Genomic DNA, 16,405 nt, shown 5'->3' with positions numbered 1-16,405 from the left:
AAAACGCAACAACACCGATGTAGGGATCACGTTATATTCTCAGTTATTACATTCACTTACAGGGAAATGTTACATGCACAACACCAGACTCATACTTTAACCCCCTGGCGCTATAGGCGCGAGGGATGTAACGAACACCCCATCCATTTGACACACTTGTTTGCCAGGTAGGTATGTATGAATGAAAACAGAATGCTGGGATTGGCCTGGATTTCACCCTATATCATTGGGTTGATAATCTTTACGGCCTTCCCGTTCGTTTCATCTTTCTTCCTCAGTTTTACTGAGTATGACTTGATGAGCCCGCCGGTATTTAACGGTATCGAGAACTATCGCTACATGCTGACAGAAGATTCACTCTTCTGGAAATCCATGGGCGTGACGTTCGCCTATGTGTTTTTGACAATCCCATTAAAACTGGCTTTTGCATTAGGGATTGCCTTTGTTCTGAACTTTAAATTACGCGGTATCGGCTTCTTCCGTACCGCTTACTATATTCCATCAATCCTCGGTAGCTCCGTGGCTATCGCCGTTCTGTGGCGCGCACTGTTTGCCATCGACGGCCTGCTGAACAGCTTCATCGGCGTGCTGGGCTTTGACCCGGTTAACTGGCTGGGCGAACCTTCCTTGGCGCTGATGTCCGTTACTCTGCTGCGCGTTTGGCAGTTCGGTTCCGCGATGGTTATCTTCCTGGCGGCACTGCAAAACGTTCCACAATCTCAATACGAAGCAGCCATGATTGATGGCGCATCGAAATGGCAGATGTTCATGAAAGTCACCGTGCCGCTGATTACGCCGGTTATTTTCTTCAACTTCATCATGCAGACCACCCAAGCGTTCCAGGAGTTTACCGGTCCGTACGTCATAACCGGCGGCGGCCCAACTTACTCCACGTATCTGTTCTCACTGTATATCTACGACACGGCGTTCAAATACTTCGATATGGGTTATGGCGCAGCGCTGGCGTGGGTTCTGTTCCTGGTCGTTGCGGTCTTTGCCGGCATCGCCTTTAAGTCTTCAAAATACTGGGTGTTCTACTCCGCCGATAAGGGAGGCAAAAATGGCTGATATCCAACAAATCTCGCAAGCAAGAGACATTGCTGAACGTGAGGTGGCCCGTACCCTTAGACGCGAAAAGATCAACGCTTGGATCCGCTACACCATCCTGCTGTTTGTCGGTCTGCTAATGCTCTATCCGCTGGCGTGGATGTTCTCGGCGTCGTTCAAACCGAACCACGAGATCTTCACCACTCTGGGGCTGTGGCCTGCGCACGCCACCTGGGATGGCTTCATCAACGGCTGGAAAACCGGTACTGAATACACCTTCGGTCACTACATGCTGAATACCTTCAAGTATGTAATTCCGAAAGTGATCCTGACCATCATCTCTTCCACCATCGTGGCGTACGGCTTTGCCCGCTTCGAGATCCCATGGAAGAAATTCTGGTTCGCCACGCTCATCACCACCATGCTGCTACCAAGCACCGTGCTGCTGATTCCTCAGTACCTGATGTTCCGTGAAATGGGCATGCTGAACAGCTATATGCCGCTGTATCTGCCGCTGGCGTTTGCGACCCAAGGGTTCTTCGTCTTCATGCTGATTCAGTTCCTGCGCGGTGTACCGCGTGACATGGAAGAAGCAGCACAGATTGACGGCTGTAACTCTTTCCAGGTGCTGTGGTATGTAGTGGTGCCGATTCTGAAGCCGGCGATTATCTCCGTCGCCCTGTTCCAGTTCATGTGGTCCATGAACGACTTTATCGGCCCGCTGATCTACGTCTATAGCGTTGATAAGTATCCGATTGCACTGGCACTTAAAATGTCCATCGACGTCACCGAAGGGGCGCCGTGGAACGAAATTCTGGCAATGGCGAGCATCTCCATTCTGCCATCCATCATTGTGTTCTTCCTGGCGCAGCGCTACTTCGTACAGGGCGTTACCAGCAGCGGAATTAAAGGTTAAGAGGGATATATCATGGCTGAAGTTATTTTCAACAAACTGGAAAAAGTGTACTCCAACGGCTTCAAAGCGGTACATGGTATCGACCTGAAAATTGCTGAAGGGGAATTTATGGTGATTGTCGGGCCATCAGGCTGCGCCAAGTCCACCACCCTGCGTATGCTGGCCGGTCTGGAGACCATCAGCGGCGGTGAAGTTCGCATCGGCGAGAAAATCGTTAACAACCTCGCGCCAAAAGAGCGTGGGATTGCGATGGTATTCCAGAACTATGCGCTGTACCCGCACATGACGGTTCGCGAGAACCTGGCGTTCGGCTTGAAGCTGAGCAAAATGCCGAAAGCGCAAATTGACGCTCAGGTTAACGAAGCGGCGAAAATCCTTGAGCTGGAAGAACTGCTGGAGCGCCTGCCGCGTCAGCTCTCCGGTGGTCAGGCACAGCGTGTGGCGGTAGGCCGCGCGATTGTGAAAAAGCCGGACGTGTTCTTGTTCGATGAACCGCTGTCGAACCTCGACGCCAAACTGCGTGCGTCGATGCGTATCCGTATTTCTGACCTGCACAAGCAGCTGAAAAAATCCGGAAAACCAGCGACTACCGTTTACGTTACCCACGATCAGACCGAAGCGATGACCATGGGTGACCGCATCTGCGTGATGAAGCTGGGCCATATCATGCAGGTTGATACCCCAGATAACCTGTACCACAAGCCTAAAAACATGTTCGTTGCCGGCTTTATCGGTGCGCCGGAAATGAACATCCGCGCCAGCAAAATGGTGAACAAAGACGGTCATCGGAACTTGACCATCGGCGATGAATTTATGCCGCTTGGCGAGAAGCTACATCAGAAGCTGGAAGGTCACAGTTCTGATGACGTGTTCTACGGCATCCGTCCAGAATTCGTGTCGCTCTCCGACGAGCCGTTTGCCGAAGGCGGTTGCAGCGGTGAAATGGTGCGCGTGGAAAACATGGGCCATGAGTTCTTTGTTTATCTGAAAGTCGCCGACTACGAACTGACGGCACGCATTCCTTCTGATGAAGCTAAACCAATGATTGATAAGGGTCTTCATCGCAAGGTGTATTTCAAGTTTGACATGGATAAATGTCATATCTTTGACGCTAAAACTGAACAGAACCTCTCTATCTAAGCTGGAGTATTAAAATGAAAAAAGTGCTTTTAAGCGCAGCAATCTCCGCCACTCTGGGCCTCACGGCCCTCCCATCGATGGCAAAGGATGTCGACCTTCGCATGTCCTGGTGGGGCGGTAACGGTCGCCACCAGGTGACCCTGAAGGCGCTGGAAGAGTTCCATAAGCAGAACCCAGACATTAACGTCAAAGCAGAATACACCGGTTGGGACGGCCATTTATCCCGTCTGACCACCCAGATTGCCGGCGGCACCGAGCCGGACGTGATGCAGACCAACTGGAACTGGCTACCGATTTTCTCTAAAAACGGCGACGGTTTTTACGACCTGAACAAAATGAAGGACGTTATCGACTTAAGCCAGTTTGATGCCAAAGAGCTGCAGTCCACCACCGTGAACGGCAAGCTGAACGGGATCCCAATTTCCGTTACCGCACGCGTGTTCTATTTCAACGATGAAACCTGGAAGCAAGCGGGTGTCTCTTACCCGAAAACCTGGGATGACTTGATGGCGGCGGGTAAAACCTTCGAGAGCAAACTGGGTAAGCAGTACTACCCGGTCGTGCTTGAGCACCAGGATACGCTGGCGCTGCTGAACTCGTACATGACGCAGAAGTACAACATCCCGGCTATCGACACGGAAACCAAGAAATTCTCCTACAGCAAAGCGCAGTGGGTTGAGTTCTTCCAGATGTACAAAAAGCTGGTCGACAGCCACGTGATGCCGGACACCAAATACTATGCGTCATTTGGTAAGAGCAACATGTACGAAATGAAGCCGTGGATCCAGGGCGAATGGGGCGGTACTTACATGTGGAACTCCACCATTAACAAGTACTCCGACAACCTGAAGCCACCGGCTAAACTGGAATTGGGTAGCTATCCAATGCTGCCGGGCGCTACCGACGCGGGTCTGTTCTTCAAACCAGCGCAGATGCTGTCTATCGGCAAATCGACCAAGAACCCAGAAGCGGCAGCAAAAGTTATCAACTTCCTGCTGAACAGCAAAGAAGGCGTGGATACCTTAGGGCTTGAGCGCGGCGTGCCGCTGAGCAAGGCTGGGGTGAAATTCCTGACCGAAGACGGCATCCTGAAAGAAGACGATCCGTCAGTATCCGGCCTGCGTCTGGCGCAGTCTCTGCCAGCTAAACTGAGCGTATCTCCGTACTTTGACGATCCACAGATCGTGGCTCAGTTCGGTACCACTCTGCAGTACATCGACTACGGTCAGAAAACCGTTGAAGAAGCGGCGGCTGACTTCGAACGCCAGGGCGAACGTATCCTGCGTCGCGCCATGCGCTAACTGCTGTTTATGCGTTAATACCCTGCAACTTCCGGTTGCGGGGTATTTTTTTATTCAAGGAGAGTGCACATGAAAGGCAAAATCATCCCGCTGAATTTCCGCCAACAGAAAGACAGCGAAACCGGTCACGAGGTGATCCGGATGACGCCACCACACATTATTTGCCACCGAAACTACTTCTACCAAAAATGCTTTACCCGCGATGGCGGCAAGCTAATTTTTGGTGGCGCGTTCGAGGGGCACTGGAACTACTACTTGCTGGATATCGCCGCGCAGCAGGCGACGCAGCTAACGGATGGCGCTGGGGATAATACCTTCGGCGGTTTTCTGTCCGACGACGACCAATCGCTATGGTATGTAAAAGATACCCGCCAGCTTAGACGCGTCGACCTCGCCACGCTGGAAGAGCACGTGGTCTATGAGGTGGATGACGAGTGGGTTGCCTACGGCACCTGGGTGGCGAATTCCGACTGCACAAAGTTAGTTGGTATTGAGATTAAAAAAAGCGACTGGCAGCCGCTGACCGACTGGTCGAAATTCCGTGCATTCTACTTTACCAACCCGGAATGCCGCTTAATCAATATCGATCTAAAAACTGGCGAACAGCGCACCATTTTGCAGGAAAAGCGCTGGCTGGGGCACCCTATCTACCGGCCTTTCGACGATAGCACAGTGGCGTTTTGCCACGAAGGCCCGCGCGATGAAATCGACGCTCGCATGTGGCTAATTAATGCCGACGGCAGCAACCTGCGCTGCGTGCGTCAGCAGCAGCCAGGAGAAAGCTTTACCCATGAATTTTGGGTGCCGGATGGTTCTGCGCTTTACTACGTCGCCCACCAGGAGAATAACCCGCACCGCTATCTCTACAGCGCCGATCCTGCAACGCTGGAAAACCGTCAGCTGATGGAGATCCCGCCCTGCTCGCACCTGATGAGCAACCACGACGGTTCGCTGGTTGTCGGTGACGGTTCTCCGCATAACACCGGCGATATTAGCCTGAACGATCCGTTTATCTGGGTGTTCTGTCTGAAAACCGGCGAAAAGAAAGCGATTTGCCAGCACAACAGCAGTTGGAAAGTCCTCGATGGCGACCGCCAGGTGACGCATCCACATCCGTCGTTTTCGCCGGACGGTAAGTGGGTGCTGTATACCTCGGACGCGGAGGGGATGCCTGCGCTGTATTTATGTGCGCTCTGACACCCTCACCCTGAAAGGGAGAGGGAGAAAAGCAACCCGAGATAATGGTTGAATTCATTGCTTCATTATCGCACCTGGCGGTCCCCTCTCCCCCACGGGGAGAGGGTTAGGGTGAGGGGAAAATCAGACACCGATATCCCGCAATTTCTCCCCTTTCATCAGTTTGCGTTCGATATGTTCCAGCGTCACGCCTTTGGTTTCCGGAATCAGCCAGAACGTCACGCCAATAAAGGCCACGTTCAGCGCGGTGTACAACCAGAACGTTCCCGCCGCACCAATAGAATCCAGCAGGGTCAGGAAGGTCGCGCCGATAATCATGTTCGATACCCAGTTGGTGGTCGTCGAACAGGTAATACCGAAATCCCGGCATTTCAGCGGTTGAATCTCCGAACACAAGATCCACACCACGGGCGCTGCGCTCATCGCATAACCAGCAATGCACATCATCGTCATGCCAACCGACAGCCAGGAAAGCCCGCTTGAGGCGGTGCCGTTATCAAACTGCATCAGGCAATAGCCCAGCACTAACGTCCCTAGCGCCATCACCGTAAAGCCAATTTTCAGCGCCGGTTTGCGCCCTGCTTTATCGACGGTAAACACCGCAATAAAGGTGGCAAACATGAAGGTCAGCCCCACCACCAGCGTGGCGATCATCTGCTGTTCGGTGGTAGTAAAACCGGCCATTTTAAAGATGCGCGGGGCGTAGTACATGATGATATTCATGCCGGTAAACTGCTGCATAGCCTGCAGCAACATGCCAAGGAACACCGCTCTTCGCACGTTGCGGTTGACCTTAAACAGCGCCCAGCCGCCCTGTTTAAGTTTGAGACTTTCGCGTATTTCGTTAAGCTCGTCGCGCGCCTTCTCTGAGGTATCACGCAGCATCCGCAGCACTTCTTCGGCTTCAACATGGCGACCCTTCTCCGCCAGCCAGCGCGGGCTGTTTGGCAGGAAGATAACCAGAATCATCAGCAGTACGGCCGGAAGCGCCAGCACACCAAGCATCGCGCGCCAGTTGCCGCTGTAACTAAACGCCGTGTCGGAAAGAAACGCCATTACGATGCCCAACGTCACCATCAGTTGGTACATGCTGATCATCTTTCCGCGCACGTTTTCGCTCGCCATTTCAGACAGATAAAGCGGCGCGGTGTAGGAAGCAATGCCGACGGCAACGCCTAGAATCACCCTTGCGACCAGCAGCATTTCAACGCTTGCGGCGAACGCCGAGCCCAGCGAACCGGCAACGAAGAGTATAGCGCCCACCATCAGGCTATATTTTCGCCCCAAGCGGAACGACAGCCAGCCGTTAAACAGCGCGCCAAGAGCGGCACCAAGCATCATGCTGCTCACCACCCACTCCTGCAGGCGGCTGGTTAAAACAAAGTGATCGGTAATAAAAGGCAGTGCGCCCGCTATCACCCCAATATCCAAACCAAAAAGTAATCCGGCCACCGCGGCGGCGACCGACACAAACTGGTTCATACGGCGGGTATCGCGCAGGGTGCGTGGCATGAGCGAAGGATCGTTACTGATTGAAGTCATAATTTCCTGCCAGACAGAGTAAAACGTGCCTACAAGGTAAAAGACTGATGAATAGAAGTGTCAGGCAGGAAAAGCCAAAAATATGGATTTTATTGCTGCCTGGTTCGGTTTTGTGATGGACATTTTACTTTCTGGATAAGCAATGCGGCGTTGCACAGTACCAAAAAACCCTTTAATACAGTCGTGACTATTTCGCTACGTGAGGATTAGCATGGATTATCTTTGCATATGCATATGGACGATCTCCATATTTCCCCGCCGGATGGCGCTCCGCTTATCCGGCCTACATTGTGCGAGCGCCATCCGGCAATTCCCAAACGACGGGCACAAAAAAACCTGCCGAAGCAGGTTTTTTCACATGGCGAATGCAGTCTTAGCGAGCCAGCCAGCCGCCGTCAACAGCAACGGTATAGCCGTTGATGTAGTCAGACGCCGGAGATGCCAAGAACACAATCGGCCCCATCAGATCGCTTGGCAGACCCCAACGACCCGCCGGGATACGCTCAAGGATCGCCGCGCTACGTTCTTCATCAGCACGCAGCTGCTGGGTGTTGTTGGTCGCCATGTAGCCCGGTGCAATCGCGTTCACGTTGATACCGTGCTGCGCCCACTCGTTCGCCATCAGACGGGTCACGCCCATTACGCCGCTTTTTGATGCGGTGTAAGACGGCACGCGGATGCCGCCCTGGAAGGAGAGCATGGACGCGATGTTGATGATTTTGCCGCCTTTGCCCTGCGCAATGAAGTGCTTAGCTGCAGCCTGGGACATGAAGAACACGCTTTTGATGTTCAGGTTCATGACGTCGTCCCAGTCTTTTTCGCTGAAGTCGATAGCGTCTTCACGACGGATAAGACCGGCGTTGTTAACCAGAATATCGATATGGCCGAACTCGGCTACCGCACGCTCCAGCAGTGCAGGAATACCGTCAATCTGGCGCAGGTCAGCGGTCAGACTCAGGAAGCGACGGCCCAGCGCGGTCACGCGCTCGATGGTTTCTGTAGGTTCAACAATGTTGATACCGACGATGTCACAGCCGGCTTCCGCCAGGCCCAGCGCCATACCCTGACCCAGACCGGTATCACAACCCGTGACGACGGCAACTTTGCCCTGCAGAGAGAATGAATCCAAAATCATTTTTTATTCCTTATCGTTAGCGCCTGTCACGAACAGGCATTGTTTTACTAATGCTGTCCGCGACTAGCGCAGATCCTTCACTGCAACATGATCCATGTCATCAAAGACCTGGTTCTCACCTACCATCCCCCAGATGAAGGTATACGCTTTAGTACCGACACCTGAATGGATTGACCAGCTCGGTGAAATCACCGCCTGTTCGTTGTGCATGACAATATGACGAGTTTCCTGCGGCTGCCCCATCATGTGGAACACGCAGCTGTCTTCATCCATATTGAAATAGAAATAGACCTCCATGCGGCGCTCGTGGGTGTGGCACGGCATGGTGTTCCACAGGTTGCCTGGAGCCAGTTCGGTCAGCCCCATGCTGAGCTGGCAGGTTTCCAGAACATCCGGAACGAAATATTTGTTGATGGTACGACGGTTGCTGGTGAGGTCATCGCCCAGCGTCACTGGCGCGACATCTGCTGGCGTAACTTTTTTGGTTGGGTAAGTCATGTGGGCCGGTGCGCAGTTGTAGTAAAACTTGGCCGGTTTCGCCGCGTCTACGCTGGCGAAAACCACTTCTTTAGCCCCTTTACCAACGTACAGCGCATCGCGGTGGCCGATTTCGTAGCACTGACCGTCAACGGTGATAGTACCTGCGCCGCCGATGTTGATGACGCCCAGCTCGCGGCGCTCCAAGAAGAAGCTCACGCCCAACTGTTTACCGACCTCACCGCCCACGGAGACTGTTTTGGCAACCGGCATGATGCCGCCAACAATAATGCGATCGATGTGGCTGTAGACCATGGTGTACTCGTCAGCGACGAAAACCTGCTCAACTAAAAACTCGTCGCGAAGCCCTTGTGTATCCAGCGTCTTGGCATGTGCGCTGTGAATGCTTTGTCTAACTTCCACCTAAACCTCCAGGAGAATGTGGTCTTAACCTATCAGCAGAAACAAAACTCCATTCCGCTTTGTTTATGCCAACATCTTATCCCTGATGAAATGGGTTTTCAATTGCAAATAAAACATCGTTTCATTTTTTCTGTGTATTAATATCAAAAATGCAAAAGGGATCACGAATACGTCGCCAATAACGTCACATAAAAACTAAAAAAATAATATTATTCATCTGGTTACGTTTATCTTTAAAAACTAACCTGAAAGAGGTAAATAAGGTCGCGAAAACAAAGACCGCCTTGATAAGCGTTAACATCCCTACTCAAAAAAGTCGCACAAATCACGATTTTTCGTATAAATTGCGTCAGGCATCACAAACAATGAAACGACGTTTTGATAAATTAATACCAGATTTTTAAAATAACATCACATCGGCTGGCGGGGATGATAGGCCACGCGACCGCTGGAGTATAAGGAGAGAATCATGGCTAAAGGCATGCGGGTAAAATTGAACTACGAGGTCAGCCGCGACCCGGACACTGGCGCGGAAGTCACCCGCTTAACTCCACCAGAAGTAACGTGTCATCGTAACTATTTCTATCAGAAGTGCTTCTTTAACGATGGCAGCCATCTGTTATTCGCCGGTGAGTTCGATGGCCATTGGAACTACTATTTGCTGGATGTAGCGAATGCCGAAGCGGTCCAGTTGACCGAAGGCGCTGGCGACAACACCTTTGGTGGCTTCCTCTCTCCTGATGATAAATCTCTCTATTACGTGAAGAACGACCGTACCCTGCTGGAAGTTAACCTGAAAACACTGGCCGAGCGTGAAGTTTACCGCGTGCCGGACGATTGGGTCGGCTACGGTACTTGGGTATCTAACAGCGACTGCACCAAGCTGGTTGGCATTGAGATTGCCAAAAGCGACTGGACGCCGCTGAACGACTGGCAGTTGTTCCACGACTTCTTCCACAAAGGCCCACACTGCCGTCTGCTGCGCGTTGATCTGAAAACCGGCGAAAGTGCGGTGATCCACGAAGAGAAAAACTGGCTCGGCCACCCAATTTATCGTCCGTTTGATGACAACACCGTTGCCTTCTGTCACGAAGGGCCGCATGACTTGGTCGATGCGCGCATGTGGCTGGTCAACGAAGATGGCAGCAACGTGCGTAAAGTGAAAGAACACGCGGAAGGCGAAAGCTGCACCCACGAATTCTGGGTACCGAATGGTTCCGCGCTGGTTTACGTTTCTTACCTGAAAGGCAAACAGGGTCGCACCATTTACCGCTTCAACCCGGACACCAACATCAACGAAGCGCTGATGCAGATGCCTGCGTGTTCACACCTGATGAGCAACTTTGACGGCACCCTGCTGGTCGGCGATGGTTCCGGTACCCCGGTAGACGTGAAGGACACCAGCGGCTACACCATCGACAACGATCCGTATCTGTATGCGTTCGACGTTGCCAAGCAGGCTTATTTCCGCGTTGCCCGCCACGATACCTCGTGGGCAACAGTACAAAACAGCCGTCAGGTAACCCACCCGCATCCGTCCTTTACCCCAGACGATAGCGCGGTGCTGTTTAGCTCTGACAAAGACGGCAAACCGGCGCTGTATATCGCCAAACTGCCAACCGAACGCGTGTTAATGAAAGCATAAGTCATTCTGAGTTTGTGTTTCTGTAACTGGCCTTGCCCTCCTTTATGGAGGGCCTTTTTTTATCTGCAATATTGATACTGAAATAAACGAGGCTCGATCTGTCCCCCTCTCCCTTTTTAAGGGAGAGGGTTGGGGTGAGGGTTTAACTCGGTGCTTGTATTCCCCTCACCCTAGCCCTCTCCCCGCAGGGGAGAGGGGATAACTGTGCCATTTTTTATTTCAGCATCTATATTCCGCTCCCCAAATAAACGAAAACCCCCGGCTAACAGCTCCGGGGGGAAAACGGATGAGGGTCCGAATTTATTTAGAACGAATAAGCCACACCAACACGCAGGCGGGTCTGGCGTTCGTCGGTTGATTTCACACCAACGTTACCCACTTCAAAATATGGGGACCAGTTTTTATCCCACTTATAAGCCAGCTTGGCGTTGTATTCATTGCTGTAAGGCTTGTTATTATTGCGGTACAGGCTCTTATGCTGATCATCCGCAATGGTGCTGCGCGCATAAACATAGTTCAGCTCTGCACGCCAGTCGCCCATAACCCAACCCACCCAAGTATCCACTTTATTCACTTTATCGTCAGTGCCACCACCGTTGCTGGAGGTAGCCGGTACGCGGGTATATTCGTAACGGTAGCGAGCAGCAATATAGAACCCACTATCAAAACTATATTGAGCGTGCAGATACGGTTTATAGATCGAGAAGCTATCTTTACTTTCAATATTAAAGCCTGGGTTCAGAGCAAAATTATCAGTAGCCTTCCAGCGCCAGTTGATTGACTCCTCATGACCATTACCAACAATTTCATTAAACGGGCGATCCTGTTTATCGGTATCACCGCCCGTCTTCCACTTCGCTTCCACGCCAAAACCCAGACCATTATCGAAACGGTGTGAAACCGCGACACGATCTGCGTTGGAGCCGCTATCAATATATTCATGACGCAGGTCAACGGTAACCGCCGAAGCGGCGAAAGACATACCGGTTAATACGGCCAGGGCCAGAGTTTTCTTAAACATTTGCCATCCCTCAATTAAAATAATGTTTCTTTATTATGAAATCGCATTTTATTTTTAATGGTTTTGCATTTTAGTGATCGAGATCGTAATTATTTGTTTCAGAAAATATGGCACAAAGAGGACGTGACAAAGCTCAACAAAAAACAGAAATAAACACTAAAAAATAAAACTCAGATCACATATATTTATTTAAAGCAAAATGAACTTTTATTTTTATTCATTAATTTCAATAAGTTAATTTAAAAACAAATCACGGTTGTTATTCTTACCAAAAGCAACGATTCATGTTTGATTGATAACCAGGCTAAGCATTAACTCATTCATTACATTCACGCCTGATACAATTAAACATAAGTTCATAAGGGAATGGACTAGACAAAGAACCTGAACTATTCGTCAGAACTAGTGCATATAAACAAAAAAGACCTCAAATGAGGTCTTTCTGAATTGAAGATATTTTGAGGGATACTAAAGAGGAACAACTATATATCACGCTCAACTGCCAGCGCCACGCCCTGCCCGCCGCCAATGCACAGCGTCGCGAGCCCCTTGCAGGCATCGCGTTTGACCATTTCATGCACCAGCGAAACCAGAATACGACAGCCGGATGCGCCAATCGGATGCCCCAGCGCAATCGCGCCGCCGTTAACATTCACCTTTTGCTCGTTCCACTCCAGCATTCTGCCGACCGAAATAGCCTGCGCAGCAAAAGCTTCATTCGCCTCAATCAGGTCTACATCGCTAAGCTGCCAGCCCGCCCGTTCAAGGCAACGTCGGGTTGCATAAACCGGTGCTATCCCCATTAATGCCGGATCAACGCCTACGCTGGCGAAGGCGCGGATGCGGGCGAGGATCGGTAGCCCTAATTCCAGCGCCTTGCTTTCACTCATCATCAGCACCGCTGCCGCGCCATCATTAATAGAAGACGCGTTGCCGGCAGTCACCGACCCCGCGATCTCAAAAGAGGGCACCAGGCGTGCCAACGCTTCTGCGCTAGCATCGGTTTGCGGCTGCTCGTCGGTATCCACCACCTGCACCGCGCCACCCGGTATTAAATTGGTGACCGGAACAATCTCATCGCGAAAGCGCCCTGAATCAATTGCCCTGCGCGCTTTATGCTGCGAACTTAGCGCCCAAGCATCTTGCTGTTCACGGCTAATGCCGTATTCTCGCGCCAGATTTTCCGCCGTCACGCCCATATGATAGTCATTGAAAGCATCCCACAGACCATCATGGACAAGGCTATCAATCAGTTGACTGTTACCAAGCGCCGCACCGGTACGGCTGTCGGTCAATACGTGCGGCGCGCGGCTCATATTTTCCTGCCCGCCGGCAATCACCACGTCCGCCTCACCACACTGAATAGCTTGAGTCGCCAGATGCAAAGCTTTCAAGCCGGAGCCGCAGACGTCATTAATGGTAATAGCCGACACGGTATTGGGTAGGCCGCCTTTGATAGCAGACTGCCGCGCCGGGTTTTGCCCCGTGCCTGCCGTCAGCACCTGCCCCATAATCACCTCATCGATAACCGCAGCAGAAATACCACTGCGTTCTACCAATGCCTCGATCACAAGGCTGCCCAACTCCACGGCGGAATGGCGGGCCAGCGCCCCCTGAAAACAACCAATGGGCGTACGGACTGCACCGACGATAACGACGTCTTTCATCTCGACCTCAGCGTAATGTAATCCGCGTATAGTAGATGATTGTTATCAAATTTTTTCGCGATTGTTTAAAAAAAGTGAGTTTTATCACAAAGGAAATTCATCTCTCACCCATCAGGCTGAAACCTGCTGGAGATACTGCCGCAACCAGCTTCCGCAAGGCCCAAGCGGAGCTGCTTTATGCCACAACAGATCGGTCGATACTGATATTGGCCAACCGGCAATATTCAGCATAGTCAGCTCCGCCGAACGCGCAAATTCATCCACCAGCGCACAGGGTAGCGCGCACCATCCCAGCCCCTGCGCCGCCATGCTCAGCAGCATCAGATAGTTGGGAGCCGACCATACCGGCCCGCGGGAGAGCGTCGTGCGACTTTCCAAATAGGTATTCAGGCGCAGCTCACGCCACGTTCGCAATTGTTCGAGCGTCAGTCCCTGTTCGCGAGTCAGAGGATGATTGGGCGAGGTGTAGATGGCCATCCGAGTCTGCATCGGCAGGCGGGTGTGGCCAATATCGGTAGGATAGTCATCGCGAGCCTCAATCAGCCCCACCTGCGCCCTTCCTTTTTGGAGCAAATCGACCACATCATCGTCTTCGCCCACTAGGCACTCAAATTCCGTGTGCGGGAAACGCCTATCGAACTGCGCCAGTAGCCCCTCCAGCACGTCAGGATGCAGCGTATCGGAAAGGACAAAGGCCAACCGGGCTTCGGTTTCGCCGCTCAACGACACCGCCAGTTCGTCCAGCCGCTCGCTGGCCGCCAGAATCGCCTGAACATAGCTCAGCACTCGCTGTCCTTCTGCGGTCAGCACCGGTTGGCGCGCCGAGCGATCAAAAAGCGTGACACCAATATCGGCTTCTAGATGCGCGATAGCCGTGCTGATGGTGGACTGGCTTTTGCGCAGACGACGGGCCGCGGCAGAGAACGAACCGCAAGCGACCGTTTCTACAAAGGCGGTAAGAGCTTCGGGAGAATAGCGCATGAAGTATCTACTTTATCGATGGGTTCTATCTTTTACTTATCATATTTATCCATAAAATACCCACAACAACGCCCAATAATTGAAAGGTCATCACATGCAAGACGAGTCATTACATCGCAGAAAACTCCCGGAGCGTATCTTCCATGCCGTTTGCTTTGAGGGGATCGCCACCGCGATCCTCGCGCCAACGGCGGCTTGGTTGATGCAGCGTTCAGTGCTGGAAATGGGGGGATTAACGGTAATTTTGGCCACCACCGCCATGGTATGGAACATCATCTATAACGCCTGCTTCGACCGACTTTGGCCGGTCACCCGCGTCAGACGTACCGCTAAAGTCCGTGCTTTGCACGCGCTGGGGTTTGAGTGTGGATTTATCGTCATCGGCGTCAGTATCGTATCGTTCGTACTCGGTGTGACGCTGCTGCAGGCCCTGACCTTGGAGATTGGCTTCTTCTTGTTCTTCCTGCCCTACACCATGCTCTACAACTGGGCCTACGATAACCTGCGTGAGCGCATGGTTAAGCGCCGTTTAGAAAATCGCTGCGCGTAAAATCGCTCTGCTTTTCAGACCGATAACCATCGGTCTGAAAATGTTCGGCCACGGTAAAAGCTAATTATGGTAAATTATCCGCCATTTTTTTGGTTTCATGGTTGATATATTCAGATAATGTCTAAAATTTGGTCTAAAGAAGAGACCCTCTGGAGCTTTGCCTTATATGGCACTGCGGTCGGCGCGGGAACGTTGTTCTTGCCCATCCAGTTGGGTGCAGCAGGTGCCGTCGTCTTATTTATTACCGCCCTTGTCGCTTGGCCCCTGACGTACTGGCCACATCGCGCGTTATGCCAGTTCATTCTGTCCGCCAACACTCCCGCAAGCGTTGGTATCACCGGTGCTGTGACGCACTACTACGGCAAAAAGATCGGCAATCTGATAACCACGCTGTATTTTATCGCGTTCTTCGTTGTCATCCTGATTTACGCGGTCGCCATCACCAATTCGTTGGCGGAGCAGGTTTCCCGTTACCATCCGGTAGATTTACCGCTGCGTGCGCTGATTAGCCTTGGCGTGGTGGTGGTGCTCAATCTGATTTTCCTGACCGGTCGCCAAACGACGATTAAAGTGATGGGGATGTTGGTATTTCCGCTGATCGCCTACTTCCTATTCCTGTCGATTTATCAGATTGGAAGCTGGCAGCCATCGCTGTTAACCACCCAAATGGAAGTGAATACGCATACGCTGCACCAGGTATGGCTATCCATTCCCGTGATGGTTTTCGCTTTTAGCCATACGCCGATTATTTCTACCTTCGCCATCGACCAGCGGGAGAAATATGGCGAGCAAGCCATGGGTAAATGCAAAAAAATCATGAAGGTGGCTTATCTGATAATCTGCCTGAGCGTGATGTTCTTCGTGGTTAGCTGTCTGATGTCGATTCCGCCATCTTATATTACGGCGGCGAAAGATGAAGGTGTGACGATTCTGTCTGCGCTCTCAATGGTGCCAAATTCCCCAAGCTGGCTGTCGATTTCCGGCATTATTGTGGCGGTGGTGGCGATGTCGAAATCGTTCCTCGGCACCTATTTTGGCGTGATAGAAGGCGCAAGCGAGATCGTTAAATCTGCGCTCAACCAAGTAGGCGTGCGTAAGAGTCGTTCCTTTAACCGTGGATTGTCTATCCTGCTGGTATCGACGCTGACCTTTATCGTCTGCTGCATCAACCCGAACGCCATCTCGATGATTTACGCCATCAGCGGCCCGCTGATTGCCATGATTTTGTTTATCATGCCAACGCTATCAACGTACCTCATCCCCGTCCTCAAGCCTTACCGTTCTATTGGTAGCCTGATTACGTTGATTGTGGGTCTGATGTGCGTATCGGTGATGTTCCTAGGGTAAGCTTGCCCAGACTAGA

At 51.9% G+C, this 16,405-nt stretch carries 14 protein-coding genes; 8 read left to right on the top strand and 6 right to left on the bottom strand.

Features of this window, described 5'->3' with window-relative positions:
* Positions 1-177: 177 nt before the first annotated feature.
* From AB4K05_RS02405 to AB4K05_RS02385, 5 genes are all read left to right on the top strand, one after another.
* Positions 178-1,068, top strand: coding sequence for a carbohydrate ABC transporter permease (locus tag AB4K05_RS02405; protein ID WP_052282047.1), 891 nt, complete (start codon positions 178-180; stop codon positions 1,066-1,068).
* Positions 1,061-1,963, top strand: a complete 903-nt coding sequence (locus tag AB4K05_RS02400) for a carbohydrate ABC transporter permease (RefSeq protein WP_368478420.1) — start codon at positions 1,061-1,063, stop codon at positions 1,961-1,963. The genes AB4K05_RS02405 and AB4K05_RS02400 overlap by 8 nt, the downstream gene beginning before the upstream one ends.
* 12 nt (positions 1,964-1,975) lie before the next feature.
* The gene (locus tag AB4K05_RS02395) at positions 1,976-3,103 is read left to right on the top strand and encodes an ABC transporter ATP-binding protein (protein ID WP_368478419.1); all 1,128 of its coding nucleotides are present in this window, start codon (positions 1,976-1,978) and stop codon (positions 3,101-3,103) included.
* 14 nt (positions 3,104-3,117) lie between these two features.
* Positions 3,118-4,404: an ABC transporter substrate-binding protein gene (locus AB4K05_RS02390; protein WP_368478418.1), complete on the top strand. Its 1,287-nt coding sequence runs from the start codon at positions 3,118-3,120 to the stop codon at positions 4,402-4,404.
* A 69-nt stretch (positions 4,405-4,473) separates the two neighbouring features.
* Positions 4,474-5,601: an oligogalacturonate lyase family protein gene (locus tag AB4K05_RS02385; RefSeq protein ID WP_368478417.1), complete on the top strand. Its 1,128-nt coding sequence runs from the start codon at positions 4,474-4,476 to the stop codon at positions 5,599-5,601.
* Positions 5,602-5,724: 123 nt separating this feature from the next.
* Here the strand turns inward: AB4K05_RS02385 and AB4K05_RS02380 are convergent, their stop codons facing one another.
* From AB4K05_RS02380 to kduI, 3 genes are all read right to left on the bottom strand, one after another.
* Positions 5,725-7,143 carry a sugar porter family MFS transporter gene (locus AB4K05_RS02380; RefSeq protein ID WP_368478416.1) on the bottom strand — a complete coding sequence of 473 codons (1,419 nt, stop codon included), beginning with the start codon at positions 7,141-7,143 and terminating at the stop codon, positions 5,725-5,727.
* Positions 7,144-7,516: 373 nt separating this feature from the next.
* Entirely contained in the window at positions 7,517-8,278 is a 762-nt protein-coding gene (gene kduD / locus AB4K05_RS02375) for a 2-dehydro-3-deoxy-D-gluconate 5-dehydrogenase KduD (protein WP_368478415.1), read from the bottom strand.
* Positions 8,279-8,341: 63 nt separating this feature from the next.
* The gene (gene kduI / locus AB4K05_RS02370; protein WP_368478414.1) at positions 8,342-9,178 is read right to left on the bottom strand and encodes a 5-dehydro-4-deoxy-D-glucuronate isomerase; all 837 of its coding nucleotides are present in this window, start codon (positions 9,176-9,178) and stop codon (positions 8,342-8,344) included.
* Between the two features lie 469 nt (positions 9,179-9,647).
* Between kduI and AB4K05_RS02365 the strand changes: the two genes are divergently transcribed.
* Complete coding sequence (locus tag AB4K05_RS02365; protein ID WP_368478413.1) at positions 9,648-10,823, top strand: oligogalacturonate lyase family protein; 1,176 nt, start codon at positions 9,648-9,650, stop codon at positions 10,821-10,823.
* A gap of 304 nt (positions 10,824-11,127) precedes the next feature.
* Here the strand turns inward: AB4K05_RS02365 and AB4K05_RS02360 are convergent, their stop codons facing one another.
* The 3 genes from AB4K05_RS02360 to AB4K05_RS02350 form a co-directional block, all read right to left on the bottom strand.
* Entirely contained in the window at positions 11,128-11,844 is a 717-nt protein-coding gene (locus AB4K05_RS02360; protein ID WP_368478412.1) for an oligogalacturonate-specific porin KdgM family protein, read from the bottom strand.
* Between the two features lie 482 nt (positions 11,845-12,326).
* On the bottom strand, positions 12,327-13,511 hold the full coding sequence (locus AB4K05_RS02355; RefSeq protein WP_368478411.1) for an acetyl-CoA C-acetyltransferase: 1,185 nt from the start codon (positions 13,509-13,511) through the stop codon (positions 12,327-12,329).
* A gap of 111 nt (positions 13,512-13,622) precedes the next feature.
* Positions 13,623-14,492 carry a LysR family transcriptional regulator gene (locus tag AB4K05_RS02350; RefSeq protein WP_368478410.1) on the bottom strand — a complete coding sequence of 290 codons (870 nt, stop codon included), beginning with the start codon at positions 14,490-14,492 and terminating at the stop codon, positions 13,623-13,625.
* Between the two features lie 94 nt (positions 14,493-14,586).
* On the opposite strand from AB4K05_RS02350, the gene AB4K05_RS02345 reads away from it, so the two are divergent.
* Both AB4K05_RS02345 and AB4K05_RS02340 read left to right on the top strand, forming a co-directional pair.
* A complete protein-coding gene (locus AB4K05_RS02345) occupies positions 14,587-15,042 on the top strand; it encodes a multidrug/biocide efflux PACE transporter (protein WP_368478409.1) in 456 nt (151 codons plus the stop codon).
* 117 nt (positions 15,043-15,159) lie between these two features.
* The gene (locus AB4K05_RS02340; RefSeq protein WP_368478408.1) at positions 15,160-16,389 is read left to right on the top strand and encodes an amino acid permease; all 1,230 of its coding nucleotides are present in this window, start codon (positions 15,160-15,162) and stop codon (positions 16,387-16,389) included.
* The last annotated feature ends 16 nt before the right edge of the window (positions 16,390-16,405 follow it).

It is taken from the genome of Kluyvera sp. STS39-E (assembly GCF_040932435.1).
In the GTDB taxonomy this organism is placed as follows: Bacteria; Pseudomonadota; Gammaproteobacteria; order Enterobacterales; family Enterobacteriaceae; genus Kluyvera.
The sequence above is the reverse complement of the archived record's forward strand: the minus strand, read 5'-3'. Positions and strand labels throughout refer to the sequence as shown.

What these genes read in the sequence shown, in the direction of transcription:
- AB4K05_RS02340 (WP_368478408.1), top strand. Translation starts at nt 15,160, where the DNA reads ATGTCTAAAATTTGGTCTAAAGAAGAGACCCTCTGGAGCTTTGCCTTA.
- kduD (WP_368478415.1), bottom strand. Translation starts at nt 8,278, where the DNA reads ATGATTTTGGATTCATTCTCTCTGCAGGGCAAAGTTGCCGTCGTCACG.
- AB4K05_RS02360 (WP_368478412.1), bottom strand. Translation starts at nt 11,844, where the DNA reads ATGTTTAAGAAAACTCTGGCCCTGGCCGTATTAACCGGTATGTCTTTC.
- AB4K05_RS02390 (WP_368478418.1), top strand. Translation starts at nt 3,118, where the DNA reads ATGAAAAAAGTGCTTTTAAGCGCAGCAATCTCCGCCACTCTGGGCCTC.
- AB4K05_RS02400 (WP_368478420.1), top strand. Translation starts at nt 1,061, where the DNA reads ATGGCTGATATCCAACAAATCTCGCAAGCAAGAGACATTGCTGAACGT.
- AB4K05_RS02350 (WP_368478410.1), bottom strand. Translation starts at nt 14,492, where the DNA reads ATGCGCTATTCTCCCGAAGCTCTTACCGCCTTTGTAGAAACGGTCGCT.
- AB4K05_RS02380 (WP_368478416.1), bottom strand. Translation starts at nt 7,143, where the DNA reads ATGACTTCAATCAGTAACGATCCTTCGCTCATGCCACGCACCCTGCGC.
- AB4K05_RS02345 (WP_368478409.1), top strand. Translation starts at nt 14,587, where the DNA reads ATGCAAGACGAGTCATTACATCGCAGAAAACTCCCGGAGCGTATCTTC.
- AB4K05_RS02385 (WP_368478417.1), top strand. Translation starts at nt 4,474, where the DNA reads ATGAAAGGCAAAATCATCCCGCTGAATTTCCGCCAACAGAAAGACAGC.
- AB4K05_RS02355 (WP_368478411.1), bottom strand. Translation starts at nt 13,511, where the DNA reads ATGAAAGACGTCGTTATCGTCGGTGCAGTCCGTACGCCCATTGGTTGT.
- AB4K05_RS02405 (WP_052282047.1), top strand. Translation starts at nt 178, where the DNA reads ATGAATGAAAACAGAATGCTGGGATTGGCCTGGATTTCACCCTATATC.
- AB4K05_RS02365 (WP_368478413.1), top strand. Translation starts at nt 9,648, where the DNA reads ATGGCTAAAGGCATGCGGGTAAAATTGAACTACGAGGTCAGCCGCGAC.
- AB4K05_RS02395 (WP_368478419.1), top strand. Translation starts at nt 1,976, where the DNA reads ATGGCTGAAGTTATTTTCAACAAACTGGAAAAAGTGTACTCCAACGGC.